Annotated in this window: 12 protein-coding genes; 10 read left to right on the forward strand and 2 right to left on the reverse strand. The window is 55.8% G+C overall.

Going from position 1 to position 13399, the window contains the following annotated elements; all coding sequences use genetic code 11:
- Nucleotides 1-13: 13 nt before the first annotated feature.
- On the reverse strand, nucleotides 14-1294 hold the full coding sequence (gene waaA / locus ABO_RS12780; protein WP_011589773.1) for a lipid IV(A) 3-deoxy-D-manno-octulosonic acid transferase: 1281 nt from the start codon (nucleotides 1292-1294) through the stop codon (nucleotides 14-16).
- Between the two features lie 147 nt (nucleotides 1295-1441).
- Here waaA and ABO_RS12785 point away from each other — a divergent pair, with 147 nt between their 5' ends.
- The 3 genes from ABO_RS12785 to ABO_RS12795 all read left to right on the forward strand — a co-directional run bounded on the left by ABO_RS12785 (nucleotide 1442) and on the right by ABO_RS12795 (nucleotide 4037).
- Entirely contained in the window at nucleotides 1442-2650 is a 1209-nt protein-coding gene (locus ABO_RS12785; protein ID WP_011589774.1) for an FAD-dependent oxidoreductase, read from the forward strand.
- 242 nt (nucleotides 2651-2892) lie between these two features.
- Nucleotides 2893-3690 (forward strand): aldo/keto reductase, encoded by a 798-nt coding sequence (locus tag ABO_RS12790; protein WP_011589775.1) that lies wholly within the window; start codon nucleotides 2893-2895, stop codon nucleotides 3688-3690.
- Between the two features lie 17 nt (nucleotides 3691-3707).
- The gene (locus ABO_RS12795) at nucleotides 3708-4037 is read left to right on the forward strand and encodes a hypothetical protein (RefSeq protein ID WP_011589776.1); all 330 of its coding nucleotides are present in this window, start codon (nucleotides 3708-3710) and stop codon (nucleotides 4035-4037) included.
- Nucleotides 4038-4157: 120 nt separating this feature from the next.
- Here the strand turns inward: ABO_RS12795 and ABO_RS12800 are convergent, their stop codons facing one another.
- Nucleotides 4158-5003: a patatin-like phospholipase family protein gene (locus ABO_RS12800; protein ID WP_011589777.1), complete on the reverse strand. Its 846-nt coding sequence runs from the start codon at nucleotides 5001-5003 to the stop codon at nucleotides 4158-4160.
- A gap of 339 nt (nucleotides 5004-5342) precedes the next feature.
- On the opposite strand from ABO_RS12800, the gene atzF reads away from it, so the two are divergent.
- From atzF to urtD, 7 genes are all read left to right on the forward strand, one after another.
- Nucleotides 5343-7142 (forward strand): allophanate hydrolase, encoded by a 1800-nt coding sequence (gene atzF / locus ABO_RS12805; RefSeq protein ID WP_011589778.1) that lies wholly within the window; start codon nucleotides 5343-5345, stop codon nucleotides 7140-7142.
- Complete coding sequence (locus ABO_RS12810; protein WP_011589779.1) at nucleotides 7142-7351, forward strand: hypothetical protein; 210 nt, start codon at nucleotides 7142-7144, stop codon at nucleotides 7349-7351. Before atzF ends, ABO_RS12810 begins: the two co-directional genes overlap by 1 nt.
- A 10-nt stretch (nucleotides 7352-7361) precedes the next feature.
- Nucleotides 7362-8084, forward strand: coding sequence for a GntR family transcriptional regulator (locus ABO_RS12815; RefSeq protein WP_011589780.1), 723 nt, complete (start codon nucleotides 7362-7364; stop codon nucleotides 8082-8084).
- A gap of 107 nt (nucleotides 8085-8191) precedes the next feature.
- Complete coding sequence (gene urtA / locus ABO_RS12820; protein ID WP_011589781.1) at nucleotides 8192-9490, forward strand: urea ABC transporter substrate-binding protein; 1299 nt, start codon at nucleotides 8192-8194, stop codon at nucleotides 9488-9490.
- Between the two features lie 168 nt (nucleotides 9491-9658).
- Nucleotides 9659-11335, forward strand: a complete 1677-nt coding sequence (gene urtB, locus ABO_RS12825; protein ID WP_011589782.1) for an urea ABC transporter permease subunit UrtB — start codon at nucleotides 9659-9661, stop codon at nucleotides 11333-11335.
- A 1-nt stretch (nucleotide 11336) separates the two neighbouring features.
- A complete protein-coding gene (gene urtC, locus ABO_RS12830) occupies nucleotides 11337-12497 on the forward strand; it encodes an urea ABC transporter permease subunit UrtC (protein ID WP_011589783.1) in 1161 nt (386 codons plus the stop codon).
- Nucleotides 12494-13339 (forward strand): urea ABC transporter ATP-binding protein UrtD, encoded by an 846-nt coding sequence (gene urtD, locus ABO_RS12835; RefSeq protein WP_011589784.1) that lies wholly within the window; start codon nucleotides 12494-12496, stop codon nucleotides 13337-13339. The genes urtC and urtD overlap by 4 nt, the downstream gene beginning before the upstream one ends.
- Nucleotides 13340-13399 lie beyond the last annotated feature (60 nt).

Below are 13399 nucleotides of genomic sequence, written 5' to 3' on the forward strand. Positions count from 1 at the left end.
ACAGCAGATCGCATTAACCCGAAGGGCCAAGTCCAGTATTCAGCTCCATGGCAACCAACCGCAGCCCTTTTTCCAGCGCCCCTCGATTAGCTTCCACCACGCCGGCAGCAGCTTTGCCTTGCCGAGCGCATTGTGCCGGGTCATCCAGCAAGGCCAGCAAGGTCGCCCCCAACGATTGCGCATCCTCCACCACACTGAGCCCGCCAGCATCATCAAGCAACTGCCCAATAGCAGTAAAATTATGTAAATGCGGCCCGGTGAGCACCGGCTTCTGCCAAGCCGCCGGCTCCAACAAATTATGCCCACCTACCGGCACCAGAGAGCCGCCCACAAAAGCCACATCGCAGGTGCCAAACAACATCAACAGCTCACCCATGGTATCGGCCAAGTACACATCCACGCCGGCGGCCGACTCCTGCTGGCTGCGCCGAGCCACCGACAAGCCTGCCTCACGGATCTGATCGGCCACTGCAGCAAACCGTTCCGGGTGTCGAGGCACCAGGATTAACAGCGCCTCGGGCCTCTGTTCACGCAATGCTTTATGGGCAGCCAAAACCAGAGCGTCCTCTCCGGGATGGGTGCTGGCAGCGATCCACACCGGCCGGTTACCGAACGACGAGCGCAGTGCCGCCGCAGCCTGTTTCACTGCTGCATCCAGTGTCATATCGAATTTCACACTGCCAATGGGATATACCCGTTCCGGCCAAGCCCCTAGCGCCATGTAACGCTCGGCTTCCACTTGTGTCTGCACTGCCAGCGCGTCAAAGCGTGCCATCATTGGGCGAATCAACCGCGGCAACTTGCCGTAACCCTGATAACTTTTTTCCGACAATCGCCCATTCATTAGCATCAGTTTAGCGCCATGGCGCTTTACCGCCGCACACAGATTCGGCCACAGCTCGGTTTCCAGCACGATTACCAGTTGCGGATCAAAGGCGCGCATAAAACGGTTCAACGCCGTGGGCAATTCCCAAGGACAATAAACGTGAGTCACCCGGCCCCCGAACAACGCCTGCACCCGCTCTGAGCCAGTGGGCGTAGTGGTGGTGACCAGTAAAGGCACATCCGGGTAGTCTTCCAGCAACCGCTCAATTAACGGCGCCGCCGCCAATGTTTCCCCCACCGACACCGCATGCACCCAAAGGCTTTTTTTCAAGATCCCGGACCGGTACCCCCACGCCATGCGCTCCTTCCACCGCAAACGATAAGCCGGTGCTTTTCTACCTCTCAGCCACAAGCGCAGAAAAAGAGCGGGAAGCAGCAAATACCAAAGGGCGGAATAAATAGTTCGCATAGGGGCTCTTATCTCAATGTAGAGGCAATACACGGGCAACGCGCACAGCCCAAAACACATGATCCATCTTGTCTGTGTCAGCGCCGATGCGCGTGCCAGCGGCCTTGCTTATGCTAGCATAGCCGCACAGTTCAACGATGGTGAGCCATGAGTGACTCGACCCTAAAACCCGACACAATCCACCCAGACATTGTGGTCTTTGGTGGCGGCATTGCCGGCCTGTGGCTAATAAACCGGCTCCACGCCGCCGGCTACCAATGCCTACTGCTGGAATCCGCCAGCCTTGGTGGCGACCAGACCCTCGCGAGCCAGGGGATTATCCACGGCGGCCTCAAGTATGCCTTAAGCGGCAACCTGTCCAACGAATCCGAAGCGATTGCCCAGATGCCGGATCGCTGGCGTGCCGCCATGGCCGGCACCGACTCGGTAGACCTGCGCAACCTGAAAGTGCTCAGCGATACTCAACACATGTGGTCCAGCGGATCAGTGGCCTCACGGATGACTAACTTTTTCGCTAGCAAGATGCTCCGTGGCCGAATCGAAAAACTCAAGCGTGACCATTTCCCCAGCGCGCTGGCCAATAAGGCTTTCAAAGGCAACGTCTATAAACTCGACGACCTAGTGATCGACACTGAATCATTGATCGACACCCTTAGCGCCCCGGTCCGAGACCGGCTACTGGCGTTCGATACCCAGCGCGATACTCTAGAATGGAATAACGACGGCCTGCGCGCCGTCACCATTAATGGCCAGCGCATTGAGCCACGGCTGACCCTGCTGGCCGCCGGCAACGGTAACCCAGCTCTGCTTGACGGCGCTCATCGCGCCCACCTTTTGGAACAGGAACACAGCCAGCTGCGGCCATTGAAAATGGTGCTGGTAAAACACGACCAAGGCCATCGGCTTTACGCCCACTGTGTTGGCACCAGCAACAAACCCGTGCTCACTGTGACCACCCACGATTGTCCGGACGGCAAGGTGGTGTGGTACCTCGGCGGCGACTTGGCAGAGCGGGGGGTAGAGCGTACTGATGAAGAACAACTACATGCCGGTCGGGAAGAATTATCGCACCTTTTCCCTTGGCTAGATTTTAGCAACGCTCAATTCGCCACCCTAGATGTGACCCGCGCCGAACCCAAACAACATGCGCTGGTCAAGCCGGATAACGCCTACGCCCGCCGGGATCAAAACCTGATCATCGCCTGGCCCACTAAACTCACCCTGGCGCCGGATCTAGGCGACCGGGTAATGGCGCTGGTGGAAGAAACGGGCCTTCAACCCGGCGAGCCATTAACGATACCGCCAGCCCTTCAACGGGCGCCCATGGGCGTACCGTACTGGCATCGCTGTTTTTAATGATTACTGTAGCAAGGCGTCGTTGGTGCTGCGCAAATGTCAGTTGAACGTTAAAGCGCAAAGGGAAAAAGGAGAAGGATGAATAATCTTTTCATCCCGAACCCGAGACTGACCTGGCATGGGCGCGACGCCCAAGCATTAAATGGACACAAGTCCAGCGTCGCTACTGAACCGAAAACTTGCAACCGTTCCTCATCACACCGCTAGCAACGGACCTGCAGCGACACCAATAAGGAAGCATCATGTCCTTCATGCGCCCACTGGGCAACACAGGATTAACCGTCAGTGCACTGGGCTTGGGCACAGTGAAAATCGGCCGCGATAAGGGAGTGAAGTACCCCAACAGCTTCACCATCCCCGATGATCGTGCGGTAACAGAACTACTCGCTCAGGCACAGGATTTGGGCATCAACCTAATCGACACAGCGCCGGCCTACGGTCACAGTGAACAGCGGCTCGGTCAGTTAATGAGCCAACGCCAAGACTGGGTCATCGTCACCAAGGTCGGTGAAGAATTTGATAACAACAGTGGTGACAGCCATTTTGATTTTTCACCGGAACACGTGCGTTTCTCGGTGGAACGTAGCCTGCAACGGCTCAACACGGACTATCTGGATTGCGTGCTGATTCACTCCGACGGCAATGACCTGGCAATCATCGAAAAGGGCACTCTGGACGCTCTCAACGACCTGAAAAAAGCCGGCCTGATCCGCGCCACAGGCATGTCCACGAAAACCGTGGCTGGCGGCATCGCCAGCCTGAATCACGCGGACATGGCCATGGTCACCTACAACCTGCATCAGCAAGACGAAGCCCCCGTGATCGAGCACGCCGCCGCCCGGCAAAAAGGCATCCTAATCAAGAAGGCCTTTGCCAGCGGTCACCTCAATGACACCCTTGATGACCCGGTACAGGAAAGTCTGGACCAAATCCTTGGCATCGCCGGCGTTAGCAGTATCATTGCTGGCACCATTAACCCCGCCCACTTACAAGAAAACGTGGCCAAAGCCCGGCAGGCCTGCAAGATGGCAGCGCAATAATAACAACAGGAAACAGCATGCGTTTTTGTCTGATGATTCTGCTACTCGGCTCCTGCCTCGCAGCACAGGCGGATAAAATACGGCTACTGCGCGAAGCCCCTCAGGAGTGCGAAGAAAAAAGCGCGGTTTCGGTATCGTCCGGCAGCAAAATGCGGGGCATGTTGTTCAGCGATGCGCGAATAGATCGCCACGTGAACAAGAAGCTCACCAGAGCCATCAAAAAAGCCGGCGGCAATCGCGCCATGCTCAGCGACCGCCGCGAGTTTATGATGGAGAATCATTTTCGCGGTATTGAGCATATTGAGCTGGATGCCTGGGTTTGGCACTGCGAAGAGAAAGAGCGCTAGGCGCTACACTATTTGAAGTGCCCTGGCTCACAAAACACCACGCCCAAACCTTTTAGCTCGACCTGGCAGGATTACGCCACGTAGAAAGCAAAACCTGTTGCAGCGTGAAGCGCTTGCACATTACCCCACTACTGCTTTCTCCACCCCCAACGACTGTAATCCCGCACGATGCCCCTGCTGATATCCTTGCTGCAATTTTTCCACATTGGTGGTCAACCGATTCACCGGGAAGTGCATCGGTGGGGCGATAACATTGAGGCAACAATCATCAGGCGGGCTGTCAATAAAATCCAATGCTCTATTATAGACATCTGTACGTTTCGCCATGGCTTCATAAAAGGCGGGGATATCACGAGCCCAAGGCTTTAATAAAGGCGTCAACGCACTAGGGCGTTTGCGGAAACCCTGAGGGCGGGACAACACCACGGTGATATCCCGCGCGCCCTGTTCGTAAGCCCAACGCACCGGAATGGAATCCGCTAGCCCGCCATCGGTCATGGGGTGGCCGGCCACCTTGGGAAAGTCTCGGTAGGCAAAAGGAATAGAACAGGACGCGGTGATTACCTCATCTAAATTACTCGGCTGGGTCTGAAAATAACGCGGCGCCCCGTCTTCTATCGAGGTAGTCACTACCCACAGAGAAGTATTTCCCTGCCAATGTCTCTCCAAATTCAACGGCACGTCTATGCGAGACTGGTGCCACAACCAGTGCACATCACACAAATGTCCACCCGACATAAAACGTGACCAGTTGATAAAGTCCGGTCGACAGGCATGGTCGGTGATCACTTGACGGCTGCGGCCATGATTACCTGCCAGATAGCCGATCAGATTGGTCGAGCCGGCAGACGCGCCCACGGCGAAATCGAAATCCTGATGTTTTTTTTCCAAAAACGCATCCAACACCCCGGCAGCAAAAATACCGCGCATGGCACCGCCTTCCACTACCAACGCACGCTGTGACATTCTTTTCCCTCCACCTCGAACCGGTCTGGGCTGTACGTCCTTGAATCGGTTCAACAACGATGCCAAGGCCTCCCAAAGAAGGGAAATAGAGTCTTACTGTCCTTTTCATCGTCATCGCTGATACATCCCACAGCCGCCGTCAGGGAAGGCACTGCGGGGCTGCACCGATACCGCGCAGCTGCATCAGATTAGCGCACCCAGTGTCTGGACATAGCTCTCTTCACTCAACATTAACCTTATTAATTACTGTAAAAACAAAGCGTTAAATATTTTTCATGGCTGGCACCCCCTTTGCACAAATAAGAATACCAACTTGTGTACAACCAGGTGTGCTAACGAATGATTGGCTGGACTCTTCAACAATGGCAGATGGCCTACCGCAGCGGTGAACTCACCCCGGTACAGGCCATGAAACAACTGGCCACCACTCTGCAGGATAGTGAGCGCGCCCTGTGGATCCATCTCCTGGATGAGGCTTCCTTGACGGCCCAGGCGCAAGCGCTAACGGATCCATCGCTGCCACTCTATGGCATTCCCTTTGCCGTGAAAGACAACATTGATGTTGTGGGCATGCCCACAACAGCAGCCTGCCCGGCATTCGCCTACACCCCGACGGAAGACGCCACCGTGGTACGACTACTGCGCGACGCCGGCGCCATCGTCGTAGGCAAGACCAATCTGGATCAGTTTGCCACCGGTCTGGTTGGCACTCGTTCCCCCTATGGCGAAGTACCCAATCCATTCAACCCGGATTACCTCAGTGGTGGCTCCAGTTCAGGTTCCGCCACGGCCGTGAGCCTGGGCCTGGTACCCTTTTCACTGGGCACCGATACCGCCGGTTCCGGCCGGGTACCTGCAGCGTTCACCAACACGGTGGGCCTCAAGCCCACCCGCGGTGCCATTAGCACCCACGGTGTTGTTCCTGCCTGCCGGACCCTTGATTGCGTCAGCATCTTTGCCCTGAACGTGGACGATGCCCAAGAGATCTTTCGACTCATCAGCCAGTTCGACAGCGCAGATCCTTACAGCCGCGCAGCTCCCCGATTGCTAACCACCGGACTCCCCGAACGCCCGACTCTCGGCATCCCCAAAGACCTTCCCTGGTTCGAGGATAGCCAAGCCCAACAGCTGTGGGAGCGACAGCTGGACCAGCTCAGAGAGATTGCCAACCTGATCACTATCGACACCACGGTGTTGCAGGATGCCGCCGCTTTACTCTATCAGGGCCCCTGGGTGGCGGAACGTTTCATTGTCACCGAACCCTTGTTGCAAAAAAGCCCCTACACCTTGCTGCCAGTAATTCGTGACATTCTCGCCCCCGCCGCCGCCCTGACAGCAGCGGACAGTTTCCGGGCCCAGTACCAGCTGGCTGAATTGAAACGGCAGTCCGAAGCACTAATGGCCCAGGTTGATGCATTGTTGCTCCCCACTACGCCCGGCATCTACACCCGCGCCGCCGTGCAAGCCAACCCCATCACCCTGAACAGCCAGCTAGGCACCTGGACCAATTTCGTCAACCTCTTGGACCTGTGCGCCCTGGCATTGCCCGGCGGCTTCCGTGAAGACGGCTTGCCCGGCGGTGTCACCCTAATTGGCCCCGCTTGGCAGGACCACGCCCTGGCCGACTTCGGCCGGCGCTGGCAGCAGGCCCAGCCCTGGCAGGCCGGCGCTACCGGACAGCGGCTGGCCAAGCCGCAGACCCATGCGGCCAATGATGATGAGGACGATGTAATGACTGTCGCCGTGGTTGGCGCACACCTTTCCGGCATGCCCCTCAATACCCAGCTCACCGAACGCGACGGCGTGTTGCTCGAAGCCACCCACACGGCGCCCTGTTATCGGCTCTACGCCCTGGCCAACACTGTGCCGCCCAAACCCGGGCTGATTCGTAGCGAAAAAGACGGGGGTGACTGCATTCCCATCGAGCTGTGGCGAATGCCGATGAAGCACTTCGGCAGTTTTGTCGGCTTAATCCCCGCCCCACTGGGCATCGGTAGTCTGGAAACCACCGACGGTCGCTGGGTGAAAGGCTTTATCTGTGAACCCTGGGCCATTGGGGACGCCACCGACATTACCGCACTGGGCGGCTGGAGAAACTACATCGCGCAAGTGGCGACAAACGCTCAGGAAACACACTGATGAAGCCGTGGCGCTGGGGGGCGCTAACCGCTGCAAAACAGCGTTGTGAATTCGGTCTCACGGCACAGAACGCCGCTAGCAGCGACCGCCACAGCCATCTGATCAATGCACACATCAGCGGCAACGTTATTGTTCTGCATTGCCTGCCTGGAGCCATCATTAACGCCCGCGATCCAGTGATCGCCATCAACACCGCCGCGATGGCCTGAGGAATCAAAGATGAATACGCGAGCGGGAAAAAAAACCGAACGTCTGGCTGAACAAATTTATCTGCAATTAAAGCAGGACATGTTTGATTTTCGGCTAATGCCCGGCGACCGCTTCAGTGAAAACGAAGTGGCCGAACGGATGGGTGTATCACGCACCCCCGTGCGAGAAGCCCTGTTCCGATTACAACGGGAAACCTTTGTAGATGTGCTCTATCGCAGCGGTTGGCAGGTCAAGCCCTTCGACTTCAAATATTTCGAAGAATTATACGACGTGCGCACCGTTCTCGAATGCGCCGCTGTACGCAAGCTATGCGAACACGGCGGTGAACTAAGCAAACTGGATAATCTGGTTAGCCAATGGTGTGTAGAAAAGGCACAAAGATTATCCGATGGCCCTGTGGTCAGCGGCATGGATGAACATTTTCACGAACGACTGGTGGAAAGCACCGGCAACAATCAAATGGCACGCATTCATCATGATCTCACCGAGCGGCTACGCATTATACGGCGCCTGGATTTCACCAGCCCCTCCCGAGTGGAGGCCACTTATAACGAACACCAGGCAGTGCTGGAAGCCATCCTGCACCGCCAGGTGGAGCAAGCACAAATTCTGCTGTGTGCCCACATTGAAGAATCACGTAACGAAGTCAGAAAAATCACCGTACACATGCTGCACGAGGCCAGCGTACGCGCTGAGTTACCCGCAAGCTCTATCAACAAGAGTGATGGTTAACGTATTAGAGGGAAACAACAAGCCAGTGAGCCAACAGGAGTAGGAAGGAGGGTTCACGGCAATACAAACGCCCATTTAAACGCGACTGAGAAGCAAGGAGAAATACCATGAGTTTTTCACAATCCATGAAGAAAGTAGCTGCCGGGGTTATCGCCTCCAGCGCCATTGCCTATAGCGGTGTCGTTATGGCCGCCGACACCATCAAGGTCGGGGTGCTGCACTCTCTGTCCGGCACGATGGCTATCAGTGAATCCACACTGAAAGACACCGTTCTGATGATGATCGAAGAACAGAATAAAAAGGGCGGAGTCATGGGCAAAAAGCTTGAGCCCGTTGTGGTTGACCCCGCCTCGAACTGGCCGCTGTTTGCAGAAAAAACCCGTGAGCTGATCACCCAAGAAAACGTGGACGTTATTTTTGGCTGCTGGACATCGGTATCGCGCAAGTCCGTATTGCCCGTAGTGGAAGAGCTGAACGGGTTGTTGTTCTACCCGGTCCAGTATGAAGGTGAAGAGTCGTCCAAGAATGTCTTCTATACCGGTGCAGCACCCAATCAGCAGGCGATCCCTGCGGTGGATTACCTGATCAACGATCTGGAGGTTGAACGCTTCGTTCTTGCCGGGACCGATTACGTTTATCCGCGCACCACTAACAAGATTCTGGAAGCTTACTTGAAGTCCAAAGGCGTGTCCGAAAAGGACATCATGATCAACTACACCCCGTTCGGACATTCTGACTGGCAGAGCATCGTCAGCGAAATTAAAGCCTTCGGTAGCCAAGGCAAAAAAACCGCTGTGGTCTCCACAGTGAACGGCGATGCCAATGTGCCTTTCTATAAAGAGCTGGGCAACCAAGGAGTGAGCGCCGAAGACATTCCCGTGGTGGCCTTCTCTGTAGGTGAAGAAGAGCTATCGGGCATCGACACCGGCCCGCTGGTTGGCCATCTGGCTGCTTGGAACTATTTCCAAAGCGTCTACAACGATACCAACAACGCTTTTATTGACCAGTGGCACGCCTATACCGGTGACGACAAGCGCGTGACCAATGACCCTATGGAAGCAACCTACATCGGCTTCAATATGTGGGTGAAGGCGGTTGAAAAGGCTCAATCTACCGACACCGATAAAGTGGCTGACGCCATGATCGGCATCAAGACCCCCAACCTGACCGGCGGCACAGCGGTGATGAACAAGAACCACCACCTATCTAAGCCCGTATTGATCGGTGAAATTCAGGATGACGGTCAGTTCGCCGTTGTCTGGGAAACCGAAGGGTTGGTGCAAGGTGATGCCTGGTCTGATTTCCTGCCGGGCTCCAAAGACCTGATCTCCGACTGGACCGCACCGACTCGTTGCGGCAACTACAACACCAAGACCAACACCTGTGGCGGTGCTTCTGCCGAGTAAGGCTGCACGCAACAGCACTCTGGGCAACGCCCAGGGTGCTCGTCGCTTAGACCAACATTACGCATAACACATGAAGCCAGCACCAGAACAGTGGCCATCGCCTTTCACAGGCGCGCCCTCCAACGTATTGATCTGGCTTTCATTTTGACGCCCTGTAAGGAGCCCGTCATGGGTCGTAAATTTAGCCGAATACTGATAGCGCTGCTAATAGCACTGCAGGTCAGTGTGAGCTGGGCAGAAGAGCCACTGCAAGAACAAACAACACCAACCCAGCCAATCACGGAGAACAGCGAGGGCGCCACTGGCATACCCACCCCTACCCTCCAAAACATTCTTGACCGGTTGACCAGTCGTAGCTTTGATGAAAAAGAAGCGGCTATTCGTGAACTGGCAAACCAAGACAACCCCCGTGTTATTGCGCTACTCAACGCCTTGATGAATCGCGAACTGGTGCATAATCGAAAAGATAACAGCATCGTCTTAGGCAGCAAGAAAGACGGTCAATGGGAACTACGCGATCCAGAAACCACCCAGCTTATTGGCCAAGTAGATAGCCGCGCTGCACGGCCAGTGATCATCAACAACCGCTTGCGTACCGTGATCAATAACCAGCTGGCACTGGCTGCTCTGAACGACCCGGACAGCGATGTTCGCTATCGGGCCGCCAACCAACTGATCGGCAATGATGATCCGGAAATGCTAACAGCGCTGGCAAGCCGCCGCGCCCAGGAAGCGGATCCTCGTGTTGCCGTACAAATTGACACCGCTCTGAATATTGCCGCCCTGCGCAGTGACGATTTGAGTACACGACTCAGCGCCATTGACACCCTCGCTGGCAACCTGCACCCAGACGTTAAGAATGCGTTCAATGAGCGCCTGCGTGTAACCCAACACCCAACAGAAAAAAAGGCACTGGAAAAAGCCATCGCCCGCATCGAAGCACGTATTGAAAGGTTCCAAACCGCCGACACCGTGTTCTTCGGTCTGAGCCTGGGCTCGGTATTGTTACTGGCCGCCATCGGCCTGGCCATTACGTTCGGGGTGATGGGCGTCATCAACATGGCCCATGGCGAACTGATCATGCTGGGCGCCTACACGACCTATGTAGTGCAACAACTGTTGCCCACCAGTCACGAATGGTCACTGCTGATTGCCATTCCCGCTGCTTTTCTTGTGTCCGCCTTTGTCGGCATACTTATCGAACGCTTTGTCATTCGCTTTCTGTATGGCCGACCACTGGAAACCCTGCTAGCGACCTTTGGGGTCAGCCTCATTTTGCAACAGGCAGTACGGGTCATTTTCTCCCCACTGAACCGCACCGTAATTACCCCGGAATGGATGAGTGGTGCATTGGAAATCAACCCCGTGTTCTCGCTGACCTACAACCGGCTGTACATTATCTTCTTTGCCTTGGCGGTTTTTCTAGCCCTTCTCACTTTGCTCAAGAAAACCCGACTGGGCCTGCAAGTCCGTGCGGTCAGCCAAAATCGCGCCACCGCCCGCAGCCTCGGTATTCGCAGTGAACGGGTCAACGCTCTCACCTTCGGGCTGGGCTCAGGCATCGCCGGAGTGGCCGGCGTCGCATTGGCACAGCTAACCAACGTGGGGCCAAACCTGGGCCAGAGCTACATCATCGACTCCTTCATGGTTGTAGTGTTCGGCGGAGTCGGCAATCTGTGGGGCACTCTCACTGCGGCCTTCAGCCTCGGCATTGCCAACAAATTACTGGAACCCATGGCCGGCGCGGTACTGGCCAAGATTGTGGTGCTGGTCTTCATCATTCTGTTTATACAGCGCAAACCGCGGGGTCTGTTCCCGCAACGTGGCCGGGCGGCGGAGGAATAACATGCGAGATTCAACATTCAAAAGCGCCTTCAGCGACCGCGCAGCAAAAACCTTTATGGGCGTGCTGTTTGGTGCCACCCTGCTGGTGACCATACTCAACCAGCTGTTTCCAGCTGACTCTGCCCTGCATGTAAGCGCCTACACCGTGACGCTGCTTGGCAAATACCTGTGTTACGCGCTGCTGGCGCTGGCGCTGGATCTCGTGTGGGGCTACTGCGGTATTCTCAGCCTGGGCCACGGCGCCTTCTTTGCCTTGGGAGGCTATGCCATGGGCATGTACCTGATGCGCCAGATCGGCGATCGCGGCGTCTATGGCAACCCGGACCTCCCTGACTTCATGGTCTTTTTGAACTGGAGTGAGCTGCCCTGGTATTGGCAGGGTTTTGACCAATTTTGGTTTGCCGCATTGATGATTCTGCTAGTGCCCGGTCTGCTGGCATTCGTATTCGGCTGGCTGGCGTTCCGCTCTAGAGTCACAGGGGTCTACCTGTCCATCATCACCCAGGCGCTGACCTATGCGTTAATGCTGGCGTTCTTCCGTAACGAGTTGGGTTTTGGCGGCAACAACGGGCTCACCGACTTCAAGGATTTGCTCGGCTTTTCCCTGCAATCGGATTCCACTCGCGTGGGCTTGTTGATGGCCACCGCCGTAGCCCTGGCCGGTGCCTTTGTACTATGCCGCTGGATCACCGGCAGCAAACTGGGCCGCGTGGTACTGGCGGTGCGTGATGCAGAATCCCGAGCGCGCTTTGTGGGTTACCGCACTGAACATTACAAACTGTGGATTTTCACCCTCAGCGCCATCCTCGCGGGTATCGCCGGGGCGCTGTATGTGCCCCAGGTGGGCATCATTAATCCTGGAGAGTTCTCACCACTGAATTCCATCGAGCTGGTGGTATGGGTGGCCGTTGGCGGTCGCGCCACCCTATATGGGGCGGTTATCGGCGCCATCTTGGTGAACTACGGTAAAACCGTATTCACCGGCATCATGCCCGAAGCCTGGCTGTTCGCCTTGGGGGGGCTGTTTGTAGCCGTTACCGTATTCCTTCCCCATGGATTAGTGGGTTTGGTATCGGAAAATTGGGAAAAAATAAAAGCGCGATTGAATCGAAACAACAAACCATCCGGCTCCGCCAGACCTGCAGAAGGAGACCTGTCATGAATGCACTGGATAACCTGCGCGAGACTTTTCGCCGTGATCAGGTATTCGATTTCATGCGCCAAGGCACCCGCCCAGTGCTCCCAGGGCAACTGGATTCTGGTACCAGTAAAAATATTCTCTACATGGAAGATATCACCGTCAGCTTTGATGGTTTCAAAGCGATCAATGATTTGACTCTGTATATCAAAACCGGCGAATTACGCTGCATCATCGGCCCCAACGGGGCCGGTAAATCCACCATGATGGATGTGATCACCGGCAAGACCCGTCCGGATAGCGGCACCTGTTTTTTCGGCCAGACCCTGGACCTCACCCGCATGAGTGAAACGGACATTGCCACCGCCGGCATCGGCCGAAAATTCCAGAAGCCCACCGTGTTCCCGGAACACACCGCTTTCGAGAACCTGGAGCTGGCCATGCACAGCCCCAAGGGCCCCTGGCATTCTCTTTTCACTCGGCTCAGCGGCGAGCAAACAAACTGGATTGAAGAAACGCTATACACCGTCGGGCTGTTAGGCGAGCGCAACAAGGTGGCTGGGCTGCTGTCTCATGGCCAGAAACAATGGCTGGAAATCGGCATGGTACTGATGCAAAAACCGCAGCTGCTACTGGTGGACGAACCCATCGCCGGCATGACCCGCCAAGAAGTCGAGCGCACCGGAGAGTTGCTGAAAAGCCTTGCCGGCAAACATTCCGTCGTTGTCGTCGAGCATGACATGGAGTTTATTCGTTCCATCGCCAGCACCGTCACGGTACTTCACCAGGGCAGTGTGCTGGCCGAAGGCACCATGGAGCAAGTACAGAACGATCCGAAAGTGATTGAAGTGTATTTGGGCGAATAAATTCGCAGCTACACACTGCCACATTAGACAGAGACAGGAATATTTTTTGATTGCCGGTTT

This window comes from Alcanivorax borkumensis SK2 (assembly GCF_000009365.1).
Classification (GTDB): domain Bacteria; phylum Pseudomonadota; class Gammaproteobacteria; order Pseudomonadales; family Alcanivoracaceae; genus Alcanivorax; species Alcanivorax borkumensis.

Excerpts from the sequence above, each read along its gene's own strand:
- waaA (WP_011589773.1), bottom strand. The coding sequence starts at position 1,294 with ATGCGAACTATTTATTCCGCCCTTTGGTATTTGCTGCTTCCCGCTCTT.
- ABO_RS12785 (WP_011589774.1), top strand. The coding sequence starts at position 1,442 with ATGAGTGACTCGACCCTAAAACCCGACACAATCCACCCAGACATTGTG.
- ABO_RS12790 (WP_011589775.1), top strand. The coding sequence starts at position 2,893 with ATGTCCTTCATGCGCCCACTGGGCAACACAGGATTAACCGTCAGTGCA.
- ABO_RS12795 (WP_011589776.1), top strand. The coding sequence starts at position 3,708 with ATGCGTTTTTGTCTGATGATTCTGCTACTCGGCTCCTGCCTCGCAGCA.
- ABO_RS12800 (WP_011589777.1), bottom strand. The coding sequence starts at position 5,003 with ATGTCACAGCGTGCGTTGGTAGTGGAAGGCGGTGCCATGCGCGGTATT.
- atzF (WP_011589778.1), top strand. The coding sequence starts at position 5,343 with ATGATTGGCTGGACTCTTCAACAATGGCAGATGGCCTACCGCAGCGGT.
- ABO_RS12810 (WP_011589779.1), top strand. The coding sequence starts at position 7,142 with ATGAAGCCGTGGCGCTGGGGGGCGCTAACCGCTGCAAAACAGCGTTGT.
- ABO_RS12815 (WP_011589780.1), top strand. The coding sequence starts at position 7,362 with ATGAATACGCGAGCGGGAAAAAAAACCGAACGTCTGGCTGAACAAATT.
- urtA (WP_011589781.1), top strand. The coding sequence starts at position 8,192 with ATGAGTTTTTCACAATCCATGAAGAAAGTAGCTGCCGGGGTTATCGCC.
- urtB (WP_011589782.1), top strand. The coding sequence starts at position 9,659 with ATGGGTCGTAAATTTAGCCGAATACTGATAGCGCTGCTAATAGCACTG.
- urtC (WP_011589783.1), top strand. The coding sequence starts at position 11,337 with ATGCGAGATTCAACATTCAAAAGCGCCTTCAGCGACCGCGCAGCAAAA.
- urtD (WP_011589784.1), top strand. The coding sequence starts at position 12,494 with ATGAATGCACTGGATAACCTGCGCGAGACTTTTCGCCGTGATCAGGTA.